Raw genomic sequence first — 19,123 nt, forward strand, 5'->3', positions numbered from 1 at the left:
GAATCACCACGCCAACGACGAGGGGCCCTGCCACGTCACCCATCCCTCTGATCAGCCCTTTCATCCTCAAGGGCCGGGATGAAAGGTGCTCACTGGCAACGCAATTGTCGCGCGCACGCCGGACGCGGACCGCCTTGCCCGACGCGCCGGCCGGCCCCGCGCATATTGGTTGGCGGCACCAAGGATCGTGGCCGTGGATGCGATAAGATGATCTCAGTGGGTTATGTCCAGGGCCATTCGTCGCGTAGGCGGTATCGCGGCACGACTTCATTGTCCGGCGGCACTCTTTCGGTGCCGTACTGCTCGATGCGTCGGATGACCTCTTAGGGATGCACGGAACACAGGCTCATACGGGGGGCCACTTTGCCGTATTCCGAATGCGACACCAGTCATTCTGTCGACGATCGAGTCCGCCGTGAGGACCGGTTCCCTTGGCTGGAAGGGCTGAGCCAGGTACACCTGCTCTCCGAGCGCGAGCTCCAGGTCTTCTCCCTGCTGAGCCACGGCTACTCCAACCGCGAGATCGCGGCACTGCTCGGGGTCACCGAGCGCACCGTGAAGGCCCATATGGCCCAGATCCTCGCCAAACTCAGGGTCGAGTCACGTCTGCAGGCCGGACTGGTCGCCTTCGCCCACGGGCTCTCGGCGCTCACCGGTGACTCACTACGGGGCACCGGGGTCTCCGCCGCCGTGCCGTAGCGCCGTACCCGCCGCCGAGGGAACATCCGTGCACGGCACGGGAGTCCGGCCGCTACGCCCGCGCCAGGCCCGGCACCAGCTCCTCGACCGTGCGCCGGAAGGCGGCCGCGAGCCGATCGTGCCCCTCCTGGCCGAAGTGCAGCGGATCGAGGTGCGGCGGCTCCACGTACAGATGGGCGGTCTCGGGGCCGGCGAGGCTCGGACCGTGGACGTAGTGCAGGTTCTCGTCGCCGTCCGCGCGCAGCAGTTCGACCGCCTCGCGGGTCTGCTCCCGGACTTCCGGCAGGGACAGGTAGCCGTCTCCTTTCAGCGGGTCGTGCCACGGGGAGTGGTGGTGCGACGCGATGAGCAGGGGCGTCGAGGGGTGCCGTTCCCGGATGATCCGGATCAGGCCGATCAGGTTGGGACGGTAGGTGAACTGGTTGAGGGCCCGGGTGCCGTAGATGTTGATGCCGACCATGCACGTGATCAGATCGGCGGGCAGATCGCGGAGCAGGGTCGCGAACATCGGCTGGAGGTAGCAGCCCGCCCCGATCGCCAGCGACGTCAGGTCCAGTCCGAGATCCGTGGCGACGGTCGCGGTCCAGTTCCGGCTGGGCGACAGCGCCCCCCGGCCCTGGGACTCGGAGGACCCGTAGTGGACCCAGCGGGGCGCGGTGGTGGTGTCCGCGCTCACCTCCGCGTCCGCCGGCACCTCCACCCCGTGCAGGGTGAACTGGTTCAGGCAGGGCAGCCACAGCTCCACGAGGCGGCTGCCGCCGGCGCCCGGCAGGGACCCGACGCGGCAGGTGTGGATCCCCTGGTCGGTCACCAGCGGGAGACTGGCGAACGGCTTGCCGTCCACGCGCACGTCCACCTGCGGATTCTCGGGCGGCCCCGGCATCTCGTGGGCGGGACGGGCGGCGTAGCGGAAAGCGAACCCATCCGCGTCCGTCCGGAAAGTGATCCGCACTCCCGACGGCATCGCGGCGCGCCCCACGCTGCCCTCGGGAAAGAACAGATGCCGTTCCTGAAAAGGTATTCGCCAGGGCAGTATTCCGCCGTCGACCTCCTGGAGGGAGACCGCACCGCGATAGGTCAGTACCGGGTCGTCCGCCTGAATGAGGCGCCCCGCTTCCAACATCCCTCACCTGTCCAGTCGTTCCGTTGGCCGACGCCCCGACACTAACAGCAGTCAATGGAGTTGGGGCCGTGGATTCTCTAGTGCATTTCTTAGAAAGCGGTTCCTACAATGAATCCCGACCGGCACTCCCGAGTGCCCCCTCCAACGGAACGCAGCCATACTGGAGTGACTGTGGACAAGAAAGAGACTGCGGACCGGGGCACTCCCGGGCAGCGTCCCATGGTGGTGGCGGTCTGTGCCTTCCGTCTGGAGAACGTGCGCCGGCATCTGCGGCACAACCTCGACCAGTTGAACGGCGACGAATACCTCGTCCTGCTGGACCGGCCGGTGACCCCCGAGGCCGAGAAGGTCGCCGCCCAGGTGAACGAGGCCGGGGGGACGATGCGCGTCCTGGGCGCCACCCGCGGGCTGTCGGCGTCCCGCAACACGGTGCTGCGGGAGTACGCCGGGCGGCACGTGCTGTTCGTGGACGACGACGTGCGGCTCGACGCCTCCGCCGTGGACGCCGTCCGCGCCGCGTTCCGCGCCGGGGCGCACGTGGTCGGGGCGCGGCTGCGGCCGCCGCACGACATCGGCCGGCTGCCCTGGTTCCTGTCCTCGGGGCAGTTCCACCTCGTCGGGTGGCACCGCGCCCGCGGGGACATCAAGATCTGGGGCGCCTGCATGGGCGTCGACGCCGACTTCGCGCACCGCCGGGGCCTGCTCTTCGACCTGGGCCTCAGCCGCACCGGCGGCAACCTGCAGTCCGGCGAGGACACCACCTTCATCGCGCTGATGAAGGAGGCGGGCGCCGTGGAGCGCCTGCTGCCCGAGCACGCGGTCGTCCACGACATCGACCACGGCCGGCTGACCCTCCGCTACCTGCTGCGCAGGGCCTACTGGCAGGGGCACTCGGAGGCGCGGCGGCACCAGTCGGTCGCGGGGCTCCGCAAGGAGCTGAACCGGCACCGCACCGCCCCGGAGTCCCGCTGTACCCCGCTGCTGTTCTGTCTGTACGGCGCCGCCACCGCGATCGGCGTCGGCCACGGCCTCCTGCTCCGCCTGCGCGGCAGGTGAACGCCGGGGCGGGCCGGGGGCGTTGACGGCCCCCGGCCGCCGGGTCAGGCCCGCTGCCGGACGGGCGAGCCGGACCGGACCCAGTCGTAGGTGGCGGCGATGCCCTTCTCCAGCGGGACGGACGCGGTCCAGCCCAGGTCGGCGGCGGCGCGCGTGACGTCCAGCGTGCTGTGCCGGATCTCGCCCGGCCGGTGGGGCGCGAAGCGGGGACGCAGCTCGCGCCCGGCGGCGGCGGCGATGTGGTCGAGGACCTCCAGCACCGTGCTGCCCCTGCCCGTGCCGATGTTCCAGACGCCGGGCGCGGGGTGGCGGAGGGCGGCGGTGAACGCCTCGGCGACGTCGCCGACGTACACGTAGTCGCGGGTCTGCGCGCCGTCGCCGTACACGGTGGGCACCTCGCCGTCGCGGGCCAGCCCGCAGTGGATGGCGATGACACCCGCCTCCCCGCCCGGGCTCTGCCGGGGCCCGTACACGTTGCCGAGCCGCAGCACGCTGTGCGCGGTTCCGTGCAGCCGGTTGAAGAGGCCGATGTACTGCTCCGCGCAGTACTTGGCCGTGCCGTAGGGCGCGCCCGGCCCGGGCAGCGTGTCCTCGGGGGTCGGGACGGGGACGCCCTCCCCGTAGAGGGCCCCGCCGGTGGAGGCGAACACGACCCGCGCTCCCACGGCCCGGGCCGCCTCCAGCACGTTGATCGTCCCCTCCACGTTGACGCGCGCGTCGGCGGCCGGGCGGGCCACCGAGACCCGGACGTCGATCTGGGCCGCGAGGTGGCAGACGGCGGCGGGCCGTACGGACCGCACCGCCTCGTCGAGGGCGGCGGCGTCGGTCACGTCGACGCGGCGCAGGTCCGCCCGCGGGTCCAGCCGCTCCGGGTCGCCGGTGGTCAGATCGTCGAGCACGGTGACCTCGGCCCCGGCCTCCAGCAAGGTGTCGACGACGTGCGAGCCGATGAAGCCCGCCCCTCCGGTCACCAGCAGACGCGTTCCGTCCGAGAATCCCGGGAACATGGACATGGCCGCCCTTCCTCGCAACGACAGCATCGGAGTGCGGCGATCGTAAGGCGGGACGCGTTCGGGAAAACCTCAGAGTTCCTCCCGCGCGGACCCGCGCCGAGCACCCCGCTCCACCTGGGACAATGGACAGCCCCGGACGCGCCGGGGCGCGCCGTACGACCGCCGCGGGGCCGCGACGGGAGCGGTGCCGAGTTGCTGGGAGTGGACAGGTGAGTTCGTACCGCCACGCCGTCGAGCGGAGCGACGGTTCCGACTTCGCCTGCGGCGTCGTGCTCCACTCCGCGCCGGGTTACCCCGCCTTCCCCGTCCGCCTGGCGACCGAGATCTTCCTGCGGGCCCGGGCCAGGCTCCCCGGCGACGGCCCGGTGACGCTGTGGGACCCGTGCTGCGGCAGCGGTTACCTCCTGACGGTGCTGGGGCTGCTGCACCGCCGCTCGCTGCGGCGGGTGATCGCCTCCGACGTGGACCCCGCGCCGCTGGAGCTCGCGGCCAAGAACCTCGCCCTGCTCTCCCCCGAGGGGCTGACCGCGCGCGAGCGCGAACGGCGCGAGCAGAGCGAGCGCTTCGCCAAGCCCTCCTACCTGGAGTCCGCGGCCGCCGCCCGCCGGCTGCGGGAGCGCCTGGAGGCGGACGGCGGTGCGCTGCCGTACGCCGTCGGCCCCGCGGACGTCTTCGACCCGCGGTCGCTGTCGGCGGTCGTCGCCGGGGCCGCCCCCGACGTCGTGCTGACCGATCTGCCGTACGGCGAGCGGACGCACTGGGACGGGGCGGTGCCCGGGCAGCCGGTGGCGGGCATGCTGCGTTCGCTCGCGTCGGTGCTGCCCGCGCACGCGGTGATCGCCGTCACCGACCGCAGCCGGAAGATCCCGGTCGCGCCGGTGCCCACCCTGGAGCGGCTGAAGATCGGGACCCGGTCGGCCGTGCTGGTCCGGGCGGCGGATGTGCTGGACGCCTGCCCCTGAGTCCCGGCCCGGCCCCAAATGGCGGACCGGGCTGAGGTTTTCCCCAGTTCCTTTTCCCTAGACTCACCACGCCAGGATGGCTTCAGGTGTGTTCTTGGGAGGGCGGAATGGCGGGAGCCCGGGTGCTCATAGCCGGGAATTTCCATTGGCAGGCGGGGTTCAGCCAGACCGTCGCCGCCTATGTGGAGGCGGCGGGTGCGGCGGGCTGCGAGGTCCGGGTCAGCGGCCCCCTCTCGCGGATGGACGAGCAGATCCCGCGGCACCTGCCGGTGGAGCCGGACGTGGCGTGGGGAACGCATCTGGTGTTCATGTTCGAGGCCCGGCAATACCTCTCCGACGAACAGGTCGAACTGGCCTGCTCCCTTCCCCGGGACCGGCGCCTGATCATCGATTTCGACGGCCACTGGGGCGGCGTCGCCACCGCCGGCGACAGCTCCGTCGGAACCCACTCGACCGAGAACTGGCAGCGGCTCTACTCCACGCTCGCCGACCTCGTCCTCCAGCCCAAGACGGGCCCCCTGCCGGACGGGGCGGAGTTCTTCCCGTGTTTCGGAATGCCCGGCACGGTACGGCACCCCCGGGAACTCGGTCGCGAGCGGGACTGCGACCTCCAGTACATCGGCAGCAACTGGGGGCGGTGGGACCCGTTCGTCGAGGTCGTGGAGGCGGCCCGGCGGGCCGGGCTGCGGCGGATCCGGGTCTGCGGGCGGTGGTGGGACGACGAGACCTGCCCCGGGTTCGAGGACATCACCTCCGCGGAGCCCGCACGGCTGGCGGGCGTGGAGGTCCGGCCGCCGGTGCCGTTCGGGCACGTCGTCACGGAGATGGGCCGGTCGCTGATCACCCCGGTGCTGGTCAGCCCGCTCGTCGCCGACACCGGGCTGCTCACGGCCCGGGTGTTCGAGACCCTCGCCTCCGGCTCGCTCCCGGTGCTTCCGGCCGCGGCGGAGTTCCTGTCCTTCCTGTACGGCGGGGAGGCGGAGTCCCTGCTCCTGGGCCCGGATCCCGCCGCGACGCTGGGCCGGCTGGCGGGCGACTTCGAGCGGCACGCGGAGCTCGTGGGGCGGATCCAGGAGCAGGCCCGGGCCCGGTACGACTACCCCCGGCTGCTCGGCGAGTTGCTGGCGTTCTTCCGCTGACCGACCCGCTGCCGGACGGTCTCGTAGAGGACCGCGGTCGCCGCGTTCGCGGCGTTCAGCGAGCTCGCGGAGCCGGTCATCGGGATGCTGACCGTGTGGTCGCACAGCCCGCGCCAGGTGTTGCTCAGCCCGGCCGTCTCATTGCCGACCAGCAGCAGGGTCGGCTGGGTGAAGTCGAAGTCGAAGACGTCGCACTCGCCGTCCTCGTCCGTGCCGACCAGGACGATCGGCGTCCCGCCGGCCCGGCGGGCCTCCACCCACTCCATCACCTCGGCCGGCGACGGCACCCGGACGGCGGGCAGGGAGAACAGCGAGCCGGTGCTCGACCGGACCGACTTGGGGTCGTAGACGTCGGCGGCGTGCCCGGCCACGATCAGGCCGTGCGCGCCCAGGGCGTCCGCCGAGCGGATGATGCTGCCGATGTTCCCCGGGCTGGTCGGCCGGTCGAACAGCACGCCCAGGAAGTCCTCCCGGACCGGGATCCGGCCCAGGTCGTCGGCGGGCATCTCCACGACGGCGATGACCTCGGGCGGCGCCTCGCTCTTCTCGCCCAGCTCCATCATCAGGTCCGAGGCCATCGCGACCTGCTCGGTCCGCACCGTGCGGAGGAGCTCCCGCGCCCACTTCGAGAGCTGCCGCTGCCCGTCGTAGAGGAGCGTGCGCACGGGCCAGCCCTGCTCCACCGCGAGCGAGACCGGGCGGACGCCCATGACCAGGAACTCACCGGCACGCGTGCGCTTGTTGCGGTTGCCGAGCAGTGCCTGCCACTGCTGGAAGCGAGCGTTGCGTGAGGTGATCCGCCGAGCGGCCGGCATCCGCACTCCCTGTGATCTTGCCGTTTTGCGCGAGCTTATAGCCCGGCCGGGTGCCGGCCGGGCCCGGCCCACGCTGTGCCGGGCTCTACAGAAAATCCCAGGCCAGAGACTCTGGCCTGGGATTCTTTGGAGCCGCCTGCGGGATTTGAACCCGCGACCTACGCATTACGAGTGCGTTGCTCTGGCCAACTGAGCTAAGGCGGCAAGCTGCCGGGCCAAGACTGGCATCAGCAGCGGACCTAAGTCTACACAGGTCCGGAGCGTGCTCCGTACCGGGCGGTCCTATGGGCCTATGAGCGGACCGGAGGGGCCAGGGCGGGGGTGCCGCGGGAGGCGTGGGGCGGGCGGTGCCGGCGGGGGTCAGGAGCAGCGGAGGCCGGAGCGCGGGGGAGTACCGGTGAGGAGGTACGAGTTGATCGCGGAGTCCACGCAGGCGCTGCCGCGGGTGTAGGCGGTGTGGCCGTCGCCCTCGTAAGTGAGCAGGCGGCCGGAGGAGAGCTGGGAGGCGAGGGCCCGGGCCCAGGGGTAGGGAGTGGCGGGGTCGCGGGTGGTGCCGACGACGAGGATGGGGGCGGCGCCGCGGGCCGTGATGCGGTGGGGCCGGCCGGTGGGGTGCGTGGGCCAGTACGCGCAGCTCAGGGAGGCCCAGGCGAGGGCTTCGCCGAGCACCGGGGAGGCTTTGCGGAACGCGGGGAGCGCCTGGCGGACGTCGTCCGGGCCGTGGAAGGCGGACGGCGCGTCCAGGCAGTTCACGGCGGCGTTGGCGGCCATGAGGTTGGAGTACGAGCCGTTCGCGTCCCGCTCGTAGTAGGCGTCGGAGAGGGCGAGGAGCACGGAGCCGTCGCCGGCGGCGGCCAGGGCCAGGGCCTTGCGGAGGACCGGCCAGCCGGCCTGGTCGTACATGGCCGCGATCACCCCCGTCGTCGCCAGCCCTTCGGTCAGCCGGCGGGACTGGCCGGTGGGGAGCGGGCGGGCGTCGACCCGGTCCAGGAAGGTGCGCAGGCGCTTCCCGGCGTCCGTCGGCCCGGAGGTGCCCAGCGGGCAGTCCGCGTGCCGCGCGCAGTCGCGGGCGAAGGCGGTGAACGCGGTCTGGAAGCCGGCCGTCTGCTCGCGGTTGACGCGCGCCGCGTCGAGCGACGGGTCCAGCGCGCCGTCCAGCACCAGCCGGCCGACGCGGGAGGGGAAGAGCTCCGCGTAGGTCGCGCCGAGGAAGGTGCCGTACGAGGCGCCGACGTAGTGCAGTTTGTCGTCGCCGAGTAGGGCCCGCAGGACGTCCATGTCCCGGGCCGCCTCGACGGTGGAGACGTGCCGCAGCATCCGGCTGGAGCGGGCGGCGCAGCCGTTGGCGAACTTCTTCAGGTTGGCCACGAAGCGGCGGGTCTCCGCGGCGTTCCTGGGCGTGGGGTCGGACTGGGCGTAGCCGTCCATCTCGCCGTCCGACAGACAGGTGATCGGGGCGCTGCGGCCCACGCCGCGCGGGTCCACGGCGACGAGGTCGTAGCGGGCGCGGACGGACGACGGGTACTTCCCGGCGACGTGGCCTTGGAGGTAGCCGATCGCGGACCCGCCCGGGCCGCCCGGGTTGACCAGCAGGGAGCCCAGGCGTTTGCCGGGTCCCGCGGCCTTCTTGCGGGAGACGGCGAGGGTGACGTCCCCGCCGCGGGGGAGGTGGTAGTCCAGCGGCACCTTCATGCTCGCGCACTCGAACGCGGCGCTCTTCCCGCCGCCGCAGGAGCGCCAGCGCAGCTTCTGGCGGTAGTACGGGCGCAGGGGATCTGCGTGGGCGGCGGTGTCGGCGGTGTCGGTGTCGGTGGCGCTGGTGTCGCCGGCGGTCGTGCGGGCGGACGCGCCGGGTTCGTCACGGTCTCTCGGCGCGGCGGCGGCCGGGCCGGGCCCGCCGGCGGCCAGGGCGGAGAGCAGGAGGGCCGCGGTGGCGGCCAGGGTGCCGGAGGTACGGAGCAGGCGGCTGGTGTCCATCGGCAGGTCCCTCTGTGTGGCAGACAGGTGGGCGTGCGGCGTACGGCGTGCGGCGATCACCGGGGATGCGGTGGTTCTGGCCGCGTGTGGGTGGATTCGCGCGGATTCGCGAGCCGTACCGGGCCGGGCACGGGTGTACGGAGAGTATCCGGACGTCTACCGGAAAGGGGTCGTTCGAGCGGTCAGGTCGGCTCGTACGAGTGAGGATTCACTCGGGTTGTGGTGTCCCCGGGCCTCTTGTGCTGGGCCGGTCGGCGGGGGCGCGCAGGGAGGGTGTGAATTTCGCGAACCTCTTGACTCTGGACATATGCGGAGCAGACTGGTCATACACCAGCCAACGGTGAGAGCCGCACCGTCGATGAAGACGTTCATCGGCCCGAGTGACCCCCATCTCGTCGACTGGCCAGGCCCCCGGGAGGGTTCCTGCCGGGATCGGTGCCGCGGGTGACGGCCCAGGTGCGCGGTCCGGCGTGGAGCACCGGGGGCTGCCGTATGCCGTGGCGCGGAAGCCGCGGCACGGAAGGGGAATCTTTTCCTCCGCCGGAGAAGCGGTTAACTCGCCTCGTCGACGCGCCCAACCGACCTGCGCTCAACGCCGGTTGCCGGTGCGTACGGGCCCGGCGCCACCCCCCGTCGGAGCCATGACCGGGGCTCCGCATAATGACGCGGTCGGTGAGAGCGGACCGGGCGGCACCTTGCCGCCGGGCGGGGCGCCGACGCGATATCGGGGGGAACATGTCAGGCGATCACGTCGTCGCGCCGCACGGCCGTGCCACCGGGGCCGTCACCGCGGCCATCGCGCTGGAAGGTGTCGGCAAGACCTACGACACCGCGGGTGCCTCGCCCGCCGTCCGCGCGCTCGACGACGTCTCCGTGACGTTCGGGCGGGCCACGTTCACCGCCGTGATGGGCCCGTCCGGCTCCGGCAAGAGCACGCTGCTCCAGTGCGCCGCCGGGCTGGACCGGCCGGACACGGGCCGCGTCCTCGTGGACGGTACCGATCTGGGGCCGCTCTCCGAAAAGCAGCTGACCGAGTTCCGGCGCGAACGGATCGGTTTCGTCTTCCAGGCGTTCAACCTCCTCGGCTCCCTCACCGCCGCCCAGAACGTCGGCCTCCCGCTCCGGCTCGCCGGGCGCCGCCCCGACCGGCGGGCCGTGCGCGAGGCTCTGGAGCAGGTCGGACTGGCGGGACGGGAGGGGCACCTGCCGTCCCGGATGTCGGGCGGACAGCAGCAGCGCGTCGCCATCGCCCGCGCACTGATCGCCGAGCCGCAGGTGGTGTTCGCGGACGAGCCCACGGGCGCCCTCGACAGCGGCAGCGGCCGGACCGTCCTCGAACAGCTCCGCACCCTCGTCGACGTCCGGGGCCGTACCGTCGTCATGGTGACCCACGACCCGGGGGCCGCCTCCTGGGCCGACCGGGTCCTCTTCCTCGCCGACGGGCGCATCCGCGACGAGCTCCACGGCGCCGGCGCGCAGCGGATCGCGGAACGCATGGCCGGCCTCGAACCGGCGCGCGCCCACGGTGGGCCGCGGCAGTCCTCGCTGAACCACGGCTCCGCGAGCCTCCGTTGAGCGGCGGCAGCGGCTCCCGCCGTACGGACGCGCCCCGCGGGCTGCCCCTCGCCCTCCTGCTCCCCGTCGCCGCCGCCTCGCTGCGCAAACGGTGGACCGCCTTCGCCGGCTCGTTCGTCGCCCTCACCCTCGGCGTCGCCCTGATCGGCGCCACCGGCCTGCTCACCGAGGCCGCCGCGGACATCGAGAGCCCCGACCCGGCCGCCCCCTCGCTGAAGAAACTGCTCACCTTCACGGCGGGCGTCTCCGGCTTCGTCTCGGTCTTCGTCGTCGCCTCCACCTTCGCGTTCGCGGTGGCCGCCCGCCGCCGCGAGACCGCGCTGCTGCGGGCCGTCGGGGCCACGCCCCGGCAGGTCGGAGGGCTGGTGCTGGGCGAGGCGCTGCTGGTCGCGCTGGTGGCGTCCGGCTGCGGCGCCCTGCTGGCGCCGGTCCTCGCGCCGCTCCTCGCCGACTGGCTCGTCCGGCGCGCCGTCGCCCCCGACGGCTTCTCCGCCCCCACGACGCCCGGGCCCCTGCTGACCGCGGTCGCCGTCGAGGCCGCCGTCGCCCTGCTGGGCGCATGGGCGGCGGCCCGGCGCGCGGGGCGCGTGCGCCCCACCGAGGCGCTCGGCCAGGCGGCCGTGGACCGGGGGCGCACGACCGCCGGCCGCCTGCTGTGGGCCGTTCTCGCCCTCGCGGTCGCGGTCACCGTCCCGCTGCTGCTGGCCGCGATGCCCGAACCGCTGCGCCGCGACCCCCAGCTGCGCGACCCCCGCAACCTCCCCGACTGGGCCCTGGTCTGCGACCTGCTGGCCATCACCACGGTGGCGCTGCTGGCCCCGCTGCTGGTCCCGCCGCTCGTGCGGCTCCTCACCCTGCCGGTGCGGCTGTCCGCCGGCGCGGTCGGGCTCCTCGCGCGGCAGAACGCGCTCACGGCCGTCCGCCGGACGGTCTCCACGGCCACGCCCGTCTTCCTCGTCGTCGCCCTCGCCGGCAGCGTCGTCGGCTCCACCGCCGCGTTCGCCGAGGCGCGCGACGAGCAGACGCGGGCGGCGCTGCGGGCCGAGTACGTCATGGAGGCGGACGGTCCGAAGGGCATCCCGCCCGAGTTCCCCCTGGGGGCGCCCGGGGACCGGGACGAGGACGCGACCGGCGGGGGCGCCGGCAAGGGCACGGGCGGCCGGCTGGGCGCGTTCGGCCGGATGGGCGGCGGCGACCGGATGGGCCTGTACGTCACCGCCGTGGCCGACACCCCGCTGACCGGGCTCGACGGGGGATCCGGGGACGCGGCGGCGGGCGCGGCGGTCACCACCGCCACGGTGGTCGACGGCGACATCACCCGGGCCTGGGAGCTGCCTGCCGAGGCCGGTTCCCTCGCCGACCTCAAGGGGCCGGGGACGGTCGCGGTCTCCGCCGGGCTCGCGAAGAGCCGGCACTGGCGGCTCGGCGACCGCCTGACCACCGGTCTCGCCGACGGCACGAAGGCCACCCTGCGGGTGGTCGCGGTCGTCCGTACGCCGCTGAGCCTGTCCGAAGTCCTCGTCCCGTACGCGGCGGTGGCGGGCCACGACCGGTCCCTGCGGGCCGGCACGGCCTATGTGTCCACCGATACCCGGGCGTCCGTCTCCTTCCTGTTCGGAGTGGATCCTGGTGAGAAAGGCGCCGGTGGGGTGCGGGTGACGCCCGCCGAGGAGTGGACGGGCGGCAACGACAGTCCGCAGAACCGCTACTTGTGGATCGCCCTGGCCGCCACCCTCGGGCCGGCCGTGCTCTACGCCCTCATCGCCGTCGTCAACACGATGGTCATGTCCACCGGCGACCGCCTCCGCGACTTCGCGACCCTGCGGCTCACCGGCGGCAGCGACCGCCAGGTCCTCGGGATGGTGGCCGGGGAGGCGGTCCTGACGACGGCGACGGCGGCGGTCCTCGGGCTGCTGGTCACGCTGGCCACGCAGGCGACGACGGCCTGGCTCTACAACCGGTGGATCGACGGCGCGGCCGTCCCCGCCTTCCGCCTCCCCTGGGCGGTGACCTGCGTGGCGGCCGGTACGTGCCTCGTCCTCGCCCTGCTGGCCTCGCTCGTCCCGGCGCGGCTCGCCCTGCGCGGGCGGGCGCTGGACGCGGCCGGCGGGCGGGGGTGACGCCTCCGGGATGACGGCGGGCGGCAGCCGGCGCCCGGGGCCATGGGCCATAGGGGCGTGGGGGCGCGTGCGGCGGGTGGAGGCGCGGGGACCGGCGCACCGGCGCGCGGCCGGAATGCCGGCCACCGGCCCGGGGCAGACCGGCGGGGCGGCATCCGAAAGATCCGGCAGCGCCGCGAGAGGAGCTCACCATGCAGCGCGTCCCCCACGTCCTCCGTGCCCTCGGCAGCCCGCACGGCGTCCGCGTCCGCCGTATGCTGACGACGGCCGCCGCCACCGCGCTGCTCGGCCTGAGCGGCGTCGCCCTCGCGGCTCCGGCCCAGGCCGAGGTCGACGCGCACCTCCTGGGCGGTGTGGCCGATGCCGTCATGAACGGAGGCATCGCCGCGCAGGTTCTCCGCACCGACCTCGTGCGTCTGCCCAACCCGTTGCAGGGCATCGTCTGATCCAGTCAGGCCGCCAGTCCGCCAGTCCGCCGGGCCACCGGCCCGCCGGTCCACCGGGCTGGCCGGATTCCTCTCCCGCCCGTTGCCGGGGGCTCCTCCCTTCGCGATGATCACGTATCGCAGCGATTCGATCACGCAGAGGACTGGAGATCGGACATGGCATTCCGCATCGCGCTCCGCGCCGTCGCCCCCGCCCTGGCGGCCGCCGCTCTGAGCCTCGCCGTCGCCCAGGGCGCCCCGGCGTCCGCGGCGGAGCACGGGAGCATACCGGCGCGCACGACACCGAACGCACTCACCGTGCCCACCGCGCCTGCCGGTTCCGCCGCGGCTCCGTCGGCGAAGCAGACCGCTCCGGCCGACGACAATCCCTTCCGCGCCATGGAGCTGGACGGCCTCAAGGCGGAGTTCCGCTTCATGTGCCCGGCCGGGCGCTGTGTGGGCTACTGGTCGCTCGCCCTCACCGAGGACCGCCTCAAGCGGCACTACCAGGGCGGGGAGTTCTTCGCGTACGCGCCCGCGAAGGGCGAGTTCGGCTTCTTCCTCGACACCGACATCGCCTACCGCACGGTCAAGGACCCGCGGCGGGTCCGGCTGGTCGACAGCGACTTCACCCGCCGGAACCCCCGCGTCGAGGTCCGCTACGGCAACCCGGACCGGCCCCGCGAGGCGCACGTCGTCGCCACGGCCACGACGTGGATGTGACGCGGCCCCGCGGCGCCGGGTGAGCGCCCGTCAGTGACCCGCCCTCACTTCTCCCGGGCGGCGAACGGGCCGCCGGCGCCGAAGACCCGCTCGGCGAAGCGTTCGCCGATGCGGCGGTGCCCGGCGTCGTCCGGGTGGAGGCCGTCCGGGAGCGGCACTTCGGCGAAGTCGGGCTCGCTGTAGAGCGCGAGGCCGTCCAGGTAGTGCAGGTTCGGGTCCTCGGCCGCCCGCTGTGCGGCGATCCGGGCGAGCTCGTCCCGGATGACGGTCAGCGTCAGCCGGGTGGGGTCGGACGGGTCGCCGAGGGCCCGGAAGATCATCCGGTTCCCCTCGAACTCGGGCATGAGCGGCCCCGGGGTGGTCTCCTGAACCGGGCAGAAGACCGGGGAGACCACCAGCAGCGGCACGTCGGGGTGCCCGTCGCGGATGGTGTCGAGGAAGCCGTGGACGGCCGGGGCGAAGGCGCGCAGCCGCATCAGATCGGTGTTGACCACATTGATCCCGATCTTGACGCTGATCAGGTCCGCGGGGACGTCCCGCATCGTGCGCGCCATGAACGGGTCGAGCAGGGCGTTGCCGCCCAGCCCGAGGTTGACCAGCTCCACGCCGCCCTTGGCGGCGGCCAGCGCCGGCCAGGTCGAGGTCGGGCGCGTGGCGGCGGAACCATGGCTGATGGAACTGCCGTGGTGCAGCCACACCCTGCGGCCCCGGTCGGGCACGGGCTCCACGGGCGCGTCCGTACGGAGGGCGACCAGTTCCGTCGTCTCGTCGTGCGGCAGCCAGATCTCGACGTCCTTCGGCTCGCCCGGCAGCCCGTCGAACCGGAGGGTGCCGGACGGGCCGGGGGTGACGGTGAAGGAGCCGGAGGTCATGTCGACCGTCCGCACATTGCCGCCCTCCGCGCTCGCCCGCCCGGCCGGACGGCCGTCGACGAGCAGGTCGTACGTCCCCGAGGGGCGCGGCGGCAGGCCCGGGTACACGGTTTTCGTGGGCAGCACGTCCAGCTCGACGGCGGTGGCGCCGGTCCGGAAGGCCAGCCGGACGCCGGAGGGCTGGGACTCCATCGTCAACAGGCGCTCGTCCGGGAACCGCTGCCGGACCCCGGCCGGCAACCGGTGCGGCAGCAGCCCGCGTTCGGTGCGTTCCAGCTCCAGGGCGCCGCGCAGAATGCGGGTGTCGATCGGGGTGGTGATCCAGTCGGTCACTTCGTTCTCCTCACGGGGCATCGCTGCGCGGGGTGCTCGTTCCGGCCTCGGCGCGGGGCCGTTGGCGTCCGTCCTGGGCCCCGGCGGCCGGCCCGCACGTCCGTCCGCCCTCCGGCCGCGGAAACCGGGACACCCCCACCCTAAGCGGCCCCGCTGACATCGCCCGTCCGCGCGGCCTCCGCGCGCTGTGCGGCCTTGATCCTCGGCTCGGCCCAGTCCAGCCAGCCGAGGTACCAGCCGGCGAAGGTCAGGCGCTCGGCCCCGCGTCGCCGCAGGGGCTCCAGGCCCTCCCCGACCGCGCGCACGTCCTCCCACATCAGGCCGCGCTCCTCGCCGGTCACGACGAGCAACGAGTAGTAGCCGCAGCCCTGGTGGCTCACGCACAGGGTGCCCTCGGTCAGCTCGGCGTCGAGCTCGTCCCACCGCGCGTCCCAGGCGTTCCAGGCCCGCGCGTACGTCTCGTCGTCGGCGTACGCCGCCCGGCGCGGCTCGTTCTCCTCGTGCTCGTCGAGCAGTTCCTGGACCGGACCGGGCCGGAAGGGCCGGGAGAGCCGGGGCTCGGCGTCCGGCGCCGCCCCCTGCTCGCCGGTCAGTTGCAGGCCCAGGGGGAACACGCCGTACTCGGGCCCCGCGCCGCTCGCCGCCACCTCCAGGAGGAACGAGCGGTAGTCCGCGGGGAAGGTGACGTCCAGGCGCTCCTCGGCGCGGGCCAGTTCGGCCTCGGTGAGGGGCGGTGCCAGCTCGAAGCGGTGCCCGCCGTCGAGCCAGACGGCCCCGAAGACCTGGTCCATCACCTCCGGCGTCGACCGGAGGGCCAGCACCCTCTCCCGCACGCCCGCCCATATGTCCGTCATGCGGCCGACGCTACCTGGCCCCGCCCGTCCTTCACCTCCCGATTTCGCCGGGTGGCGGCTGGTGCTTCCGGGGCGCCAAGGCCTCGCCCTACTTCCCCGCGTGAGCGTTCGCGGTGTGCGCGTCCAGAAACTCCTCCCAGGTGCGGGTGCCGAACGAGACGTCCTCCAGGGACAGGTTCTCGGCGGCGCGATAGGCGCGCCCCACCTTTCCCGGCAGGCGCACCGGCAGCATCGGCCGCCGCTTGCCGTGCGCCCGGAGGTAGCCGCGGGCGAGTTCGCCCATGCCGTAGACGGTCGGGCCGGCCAGGTCGGGGACGAGGCCGGCGGGCTCGCCGAGGGCCAGTTCCACGAGGCGTTCGGCCACCTCGCGGGCGTCGACGGGCTGCATGCGGATCCCGCCGGGTACGGGCACCACCGGCATCTTCGCCATCGTGCGCACCGCCTTCAGGACCAGATCGTGGAACTGCGCCGCCCGCAGCGTCGTCCAGGGCAGGCCCGACTCCGCCACGGCCCGCTCTGCGCCCAGCTTCGACCGGAAGTAGCCCAGCGGGACCCGGTCCGCGCCGATCACCGAGATGTACACGAAGTGCCGCACCCCGGCCTCCGCGGCGGCCCGGACGAGGTTGCGGGTCGCGACGTCGTCCCCCTTCGGGCCGCCCGCGAGATGGAGGACGATCTCGACGTCCTCCAGCGCCGCGGCGAGGGCCAGGCCGCCGTCCGGCGCGAGCAGGTCGCAGGCGACGTACTCGACGCCGTCCGCCGCCTCGCGGGCGTGCCTGCTCAGGACGCGCACGTCACGGCCGGCCTGCCGCAGGAGGGGGAGGACGTGGCCGCCCAGCGTGCCCGTGCCGCCGGTGACGAGGATGGGTGACGTCATGACTGCTCCACTGTGCTCGGACCCGGAAGCGGAACCTCCGGGCGCGTCCGCCGATTTCGGTGATCTACTTCTCTGACCCGCAGGGGGAAGGGAATGTGACAGGTGAACGAGAGCGATTTCCCGGCCGTCCGGTTCGAGGAGCACCGCAGCCGGCTGCGCGCGGTGGCGTACCGCATGCTGGGCTCGGTGAGCGAGGCCGACGACGCCGTCCAGGAGGCGTGGCTGCGCTTCGACCGGACGGACGTGAGCGAGGTGGAGAACCTCGGCGGATGGCTGACGACCGTCGTCGCTCGCGTCTGTCTGAACGTCCTGCGCACCCGCGAACACCGTCGTGAGGACCCGCTCGACGCCGTTCCGCGCCAGCCCGATCCGCTCATCGGCCGGGAGGACGCACCGGACCCCGAGCAGGAGGCGCTGCTGGCCGACTCGGTGGGGCTGGCGATGATGGTGGTGCTGGAGTCGCTGGCGCCGGCGGAACGGCTGGCGTTCGTCCTGCACGACATGTTCGCCGTGCCCTTCGACGAGATCGCGCCGTTGCTGGAACGTTCCACCGCGGCGACGCGCCAGCTCGCCAGCCGGGCCCGCCGGCGCGTCCGGGGCCAGGCGCCGGCTCCCGACCGCGACCTCGCGCACCAGCGCAAGGCGGTCGACGCGTTCTTCGCCGCGGCACGCGACGGCGACTTCGACGCCCTCGTCGCCGTCCTCCACCCCGACGTCGTCCTGCGCTCCGACGGCGGCGCCGCCCGGGCCCGCCGGACGACCGTCCTGCACGGCGCCCGCACGGTCGCCTCGCAGGCGGTCACCTTCTCGAAGCTCTCCCCGTTCGTCCGCCCGGTGCTGGTCAACGGCACCGCCGGTGTCGTGGTCGTCATGAAGGGGCGGTTGCTGACGGTCATGGCGTTCACGGTGGTCGACGGCCGGATCGCGGCCGTGGACGTGCTGATGGATCCCGAGCGGCTGGCCGGGGTCGAGGTGCCGGACGTGGCGGAGTGAGACGGAAGGGGCGCCTGACCGGCTAGCCCGCATCCGCCGGATTCGGCAGGCCCGTCCACAGGTCGCCCCCCACGCCTGTGGACAGCCGCATGGCCGTCAGGGCCTTCGCCGGGAGGGGAGCCGTCCGGAGCGCGCGGACCTCCCGGGTCGGGGGGAGGTCCCGGGTCGCGGTGTCCAGGAGGGTCGCGAGGGTGGCGGCGTCACCGGCCAGGGGGGCCAGGGCGCCGGTGACGAGGCAGCCGACGACCTTGCGGCGGAGGACGGCCGGATCGTCGGTCAGCAGGCGGCCGGTCAGCGGCGGCGCCGGGATGCCGTGCCGGGCGAGCCGTGCGGGGCTGATGCGGATGTCGGCGAGGTCGCGGTAGACGAGGCGCAGGGGGCGGTCGTCCCGGTCGACGACGACGAGGAGGTTCTGGCCGTGCGCCTCCAGGGCCACCCCGACGTCGAGCAGGTCCAGGCAGACGCCGAGCGCCAGGCGGGCGAAGGCGGCGGCCCGCGCCGGGCGTTCGCCGGGCGGCCGGGAGCCCAGCAGCGCCGGCAGGACGGCAACCGGGACGACGCGTTCCCCGGCCGCCGTGTCCCCGTACCCGTACGGCGACTCGCGCAGCACCGCCGCCAGGTCGGCCGTGCCCGCCCCCGCCGCCGCGAGCGTGCGGGCGATGTGCAGCCGGCCGTCCAGCCGGCGGGCGACGCGTTCGGTGAAGTCGGAGGTGGCGAGGGCGTGGGTGACGGAGTACGGCGAGATGTCCCGTACCGCCGACGTCAGTTGGGTGGTGACCGCCGTCTTGACGTGCACGTTCCCGCCCATGTCGAGCGTGCGCAGGGACAGCAGGGGGTGCGCCGGAGGGCCCGGGCGCAGCGGGCGGCCGTCGAGGACGTGCGCGGCCTGCCAGGGATGGACCGGTATCAACACGTCACGGCCGTCGCGCAGTTCGTCCGGCCACGCGCCGGTCACCGCCGCGTCCGTCACGGCCGCCAGGCGCAGCTCCACCACCGGGCCGTGCTCCGGCGCGTACGCCAGTTGCTCGGCGGCGGAGAAGCCCGGCCGCGCACGGCAGGCGGGGTGGTAGGGGTGGCCGTCCGTCGGCCATTGCTCCCACTCCCAGGGGGACCGGACGGCGAACGGCGTGCCGCGCTCGTGGCGGGCGGCGCGGGAGAGGGCCAAGGAGGCGACGCTGTGGTCGAGTTCCGCGGCGAAGCGCGGCCCGTTCGTCAGGCCGAGCCGTGCCGACACCTCGGCCATGAGCTCCGCCGGGTGGTCGTGGCGGGCTCCGCCGAGGTCCAGCGCGGTGACGGTGGCGGCCGTCGACCAGGGGTCGGACGGCGGGCCGTGCAGCCGTCGGCCGTCGGACAGGCACAAGGTGACGCCGTCGTGGCCGTCCGCGCGGGCGGTGACCCAGGGCAGGGGTTCGTGGACGAGGCCGCGCCACAGGCGGGTCAGTACGGACGCCCTGGCGCCGGGCAGGAACGCGCTGTACACGGCCGCCACGTCCGGTGCGGCGACGGTGAGTTCGCTGGCGAGGATCCGCTCGGCGGAGGTCCGGCACACGCGCATGTCCTACCGCGG

At 73.8% G+C, this 19,123-nt stretch carries 17 protein-coding genes and 1 tRNA gene; 9 read left to right on the forward strand and 9 right to left on the reverse strand.

All coding sequences use genetic code 11. The annotated features are described in order from the left end of the window. Positions 1-363: 363 nt before the first annotated feature. Positions 364-699 (forward strand): response regulator transcription factor, encoded by a 336-nt coding sequence (locus ACH4PU_RS31385; protein WP_398279673.1) that lies wholly within the window; start codon positions 364-366, stop codon positions 697-699. A gap of 52 nt (positions 700-751) precedes the next feature. Here ACH4PU_RS31385 and ACH4PU_RS31390 read toward each other — a convergent pair whose 3' ends face one another. Beyond that, on the reverse strand, positions 752-1,822 hold the full coding sequence (locus ACH4PU_RS31390) for a GDSL-type esterase/lipase family protein (protein ID WP_398279676.1): 1,071 nt from the start codon (positions 1,820-1,822) through the stop codon (positions 752-754). Between the two features lie 171 nt (positions 1,823-1,993). Between ACH4PU_RS31390 and ACH4PU_RS31395 the strand changes: the two genes are divergently transcribed. Continuing rightward, on the forward strand, positions 1,994-2,878 hold the full coding sequence (locus ACH4PU_RS31395; protein WP_398279679.1) for a glycosyltransferase: 885 nt from the start codon (positions 1,994-1,996) through the stop codon (positions 2,876-2,878). 44 nt (positions 2,879-2,922) lie between these two features. Here the strand turns inward: ACH4PU_RS31395 and ACH4PU_RS31400 are convergent, their stop codons facing one another. Next, positions 2,923-3,891 carry an NAD-dependent epimerase/dehydratase family protein gene (locus ACH4PU_RS31400; protein ID WP_398279682.1) on the reverse strand — a complete coding sequence of 323 codons (969 nt, stop codon included), beginning with the start codon at positions 3,889-3,891 and terminating at the stop codon, positions 2,923-2,925. A 209-nt stretch (positions 3,892-4,100) separates the two neighbouring features. Here ACH4PU_RS31400 and ACH4PU_RS31405 point away from each other — a divergent pair, with 209 nt between their 5' ends. Beyond that, complete coding sequence (locus ACH4PU_RS31405) at positions 4,101-4,853, forward strand: rRNA methyltransferase (RefSeq protein ID WP_398279685.1); 753 nt, start codon at positions 4,101-4,103, stop codon at positions 4,851-4,853. Between the two features lie 107 nt (positions 4,854-4,960). After that, on the forward strand, positions 4,961-5,992 hold the full coding sequence (locus tag ACH4PU_RS31410; RefSeq protein WP_398279688.1) for a hypothetical protein: 1,032 nt from the start codon (positions 4,961-4,963) through the stop codon (positions 5,990-5,992). Here the strand turns inward: ACH4PU_RS31410 and ACH4PU_RS31415 are convergent. From ACH4PU_RS31415 to ACH4PU_RS31425, 3 genes are all read right to left on the reverse strand, one after another. Continuing rightward, a complete protein-coding gene (locus ACH4PU_RS31415) occupies positions 5,950-6,807 on the reverse strand; it encodes an RNA methyltransferase (protein WP_398279691.1) in 858 nt (285 codons plus the stop codon). The genes ACH4PU_RS31410 and ACH4PU_RS31415 overlap by 43 nt on opposite strands. 127 nt (positions 6,808-6,934) lie before the next feature. After that, positions 6,935-7,011: transfer RNA gene (locus ACH4PU_RS31420), tRNA-Thr, on the reverse strand. A 156-nt stretch (positions 7,012-7,167) separates the two neighbouring features. After that, entirely contained in the window at positions 7,168-8,784 is a 1,617-nt protein-coding gene (locus ACH4PU_RS31425; protein WP_398279694.1) for an alpha/beta hydrolase, read from the reverse strand. A gap of 735 nt (positions 8,785-9,519) precedes the next feature. Between ACH4PU_RS31425 and ACH4PU_RS31430 the strand changes: the two genes are divergently transcribed. The 4 genes from ACH4PU_RS31430 (at position 9,520) to ACH4PU_RS31445 (ending at position 13,627) form a co-directional block, all read left to right on the forward strand. Further along, the gene (locus tag ACH4PU_RS31430) at positions 9,520-10,359 is read left to right on the forward strand and encodes an ABC transporter ATP-binding protein (RefSeq protein WP_398279697.1); all 840 of its coding nucleotides are present in this window, start codon (positions 9,520-9,522) and stop codon (positions 10,357-10,359) included. Further along, positions 10,356-12,479, forward strand: coding sequence for an FtsX-like permease family protein (locus tag ACH4PU_RS31435; protein ID WP_398279700.1), 2,124 nt, complete (start codon positions 10,356-10,358; stop codon positions 12,477-12,479). The genes ACH4PU_RS31430 and ACH4PU_RS31435 overlap by 4 nt, the downstream gene beginning before the upstream one ends. 191 nt (positions 12,480-12,670) lie before the next feature. Further along, positions 12,671-12,925, forward strand: a complete 255-nt coding sequence (locus tag ACH4PU_RS31440) for a hypothetical protein (protein WP_398279703.1) — start codon at positions 12,671-12,673, stop codon at positions 12,923-12,925. 156 nt (positions 12,926-13,081) lie between these two features. After that, the gene (locus tag ACH4PU_RS31445; RefSeq protein ID WP_398279706.1) at positions 13,082-13,627 is read left to right on the forward strand and encodes a hypothetical protein; all 546 of its coding nucleotides are present in this window, start codon (positions 13,082-13,084) and stop codon (positions 13,625-13,627) included. A 44-nt stretch (positions 13,628-13,671) separates the two neighbouring features. On the opposite strand, the gene ACH4PU_RS31450 is transcribed toward ACH4PU_RS31445, so the two are convergent. The 3 genes from ACH4PU_RS31450 to ACH4PU_RS31460 form a co-directional block, all read right to left on the reverse strand. Next, positions 13,672-14,853: a GDSL-type esterase/lipase family protein gene (locus ACH4PU_RS31450; protein WP_398279709.1), complete on the reverse strand. Its 1,182-nt coding sequence runs from the start codon at positions 14,851-14,853 to the stop codon at positions 13,672-13,674. 119 nt (positions 14,854-14,972) lie between these two features. Beyond that, the gene (locus ACH4PU_RS31455; RefSeq protein ID WP_398279712.1) at positions 14,973-15,686 is read right to left on the reverse strand and encodes an SMI1/KNR4 family protein; all 714 of its coding nucleotides are present in this window, start codon (positions 15,684-15,686) and stop codon (positions 14,973-14,975) included. Between the two features lie 88 nt (positions 15,687-15,774). Next, positions 15,775-16,563, reverse strand: a complete 789-nt coding sequence (locus ACH4PU_RS31460; protein ID WP_398279715.1) for an SDR family oxidoreductase — start codon at positions 16,561-16,563, stop codon at positions 15,775-15,777. Positions 16,564-16,665: 102 nt separating this feature from the next. Between ACH4PU_RS31460 and sigJ the strand changes: the two genes are divergently transcribed. Then, positions 16,666-17,556 (forward strand): RNA polymerase sigma factor SigJ, encoded by an 891-nt coding sequence (sigJ, locus tag ACH4PU_RS31465; protein ID WP_398279718.1) that lies wholly within the window; start codon positions 16,666-16,668, stop codon positions 17,554-17,556. 22 nt (positions 17,557-17,578) lie between these two features. Here the strand turns inward: sigJ and ACH4PU_RS31470 are convergent, their stop codons facing one another. Beyond that, positions 17,579-19,111: an IucA/IucC family protein gene (locus ACH4PU_RS31470; RefSeq protein ID WP_398279721.1), complete on the reverse strand. Its 1,533-nt coding sequence runs from the start codon at positions 19,109-19,111 to the stop codon at positions 17,579-17,581. Positions 19,112-19,123 lie beyond the last annotated feature (12 nt).

This window comes from Streptomyces sp. NPDC021100 (assembly GCF_044333095.1).
GTDB lineage: Bacteria > Actinomycetota > Actinomycetes > Streptomycetales > Streptomycetaceae > Streptomyces.

Bases quoted from the DNA above. Each gene is read 5' to 3' on its own strand.
- ACH4PU_RS31390 (WP_398279676.1), bottom strand. From the start codon at position 1,822: ATGTTGGAAGCGGGGCGCCTCATTCAGGCGGACGACCCGGTACTGACC.
- ACH4PU_RS31400 (WP_398279682.1), bottom strand. From the start codon at position 3,891: ATGTCCATGTTCCCGGGATTCTCGGACGGAACGCGTCTGCTGGTGACC.
- ACH4PU_RS31410 (WP_398279688.1), top strand. From the start codon at position 4,961: ATGGCGGGAGCCCGGGTGCTCATAGCCGGGAATTTCCATTGGCAGGCG.
- ACH4PU_RS31415 (WP_398279691.1), bottom strand. From the start codon at position 6,807: ATGCCGGCCGCTCGGCGGATCACCTCACGCAACGCTCGCTTCCAGCAG.
- ACH4PU_RS31425 (WP_398279694.1), bottom strand. From the start codon at position 8,784: ATGGACACCAGCCGCCTGCTCCGTACCTCCGGCACCCTGGCCGCCACC.
- ACH4PU_RS31430 (WP_398279697.1), top strand. From the start codon at position 9,520: ATGTCAGGCGATCACGTCGTCGCGCCGCACGGCCGTGCCACCGGGGCC.
- ACH4PU_RS31440 (WP_398279703.1), top strand. From the start codon at position 12,671: ATGCAGCGCGTCCCCCACGTCCTCCGTGCCCTCGGCAGCCCGCACGGC.
- ACH4PU_RS31445 (WP_398279706.1), top strand. From the start codon at position 13,082: ATGGCATTCCGCATCGCGCTCCGCGCCGTCGCCCCCGCCCTGGCGGCC.
- ACH4PU_RS31450 (WP_398279709.1), bottom strand. From the start codon at position 14,853: ATGCCCCGTGAGGAGAACGAAGTGACCGACTGGATCACCACCCCGATC.
- ACH4PU_RS31455 (WP_398279712.1), bottom strand. From the start codon at position 15,686: ATGACGGACATATGGGCGGGCGTGCGGGAGAGGGTGCTGGCCCTCCGG.
- ACH4PU_RS31460 (WP_398279715.1), bottom strand. From the start codon at position 16,563: ATGACGTCACCCATCCTCGTCACCGGCGGCACGGGCACGCTGGGCGGC.
- ACH4PU_RS31470 (WP_398279721.1), bottom strand. From the start codon at position 19,111: ATGCGCGTGTGCCGGACCTCCGCCGAGCGGATCCTCGCCAGCGAACTC.